1 rRNA gene is annotated in these 715 nt (G+C 48.5%); it reads left to right on the top strand.

Annotated elements, in window-relative coordinates:
• Window positions 1-715: ribosomal RNA gene (locus IV513_RS15595) — 23S ribosomal RNA — on the top strand; the annotation flags it as partial.

Below are 715 nucleotides of genomic sequence, written 5' to 3'. Positions count from 1 at the left end.
TGGGGGGACCATCCTCCAAGGCTAAATACTCCTGAAAGACCGATAGTGAACAAGTACTGTGAAGGAAAGGTGAAAAGCACTTCGAATAGAAGGGTGAAAGAGAACCTGAAACCGTACGCCTACAAGCGGTCGGAGCACATTTATTGTGTGACGGCGTGCCTTTTGCATAATGAGCCTACGAGTTAATTTTACTAGCGAGCTTAAGGACTTAAGGTCCGGAGGCGCAGCGAAAGCGAGTCTGAATAGGGCGCATAGTTAGTAGGATTAGACGCGAAACCTTGTGATCTACCCATGGGCAGGTTGAAGCTCTGGTAACACAGAGTGGAGGACCGAACCGGTTGACGTTGAAAAGTCTTCGGATGACCTGTGGGTAGGGGTGAAAGGCCAATCAAACTGGGAGATAGCTCGTACTCTCCGAAATGCATTTAGGTGCAGCGTCGATGTTAAGTTTATTAGAGGTAGAGCTACTGATTGGATGCGGGGGAGTCAAATCCTACCAATTCCTGACAAACTCCGAATGCTAATAAATGTTCGTCGGCAGTGAGGGCATGGGTGCTAAGGTCCATGTCCGAAAGGGAAAGAACCCGGACCAACAGCTAAGGTCCCCAAATCTATACTAAGTTGAAACAACGCGGTTGGACTGCATTGACAGCTAGGATGTTGGCTTGGAAGCAGCCATTCATTTAAAGAGTGCGTAACAGCTCACTAGTCGAGC

Source organism: Chryseobacterium sp. RR2-3-20, from assembly GCF_017808115.1.
GTDB lineage: Bacteria > Bacteroidota > Bacteroidia > Flavobacteriales > Weeksellaceae > Chryseobacterium > Chryseobacterium oryzae.
This window is presented reverse-complemented; position numbering and strand designations above follow the sequence as displayed.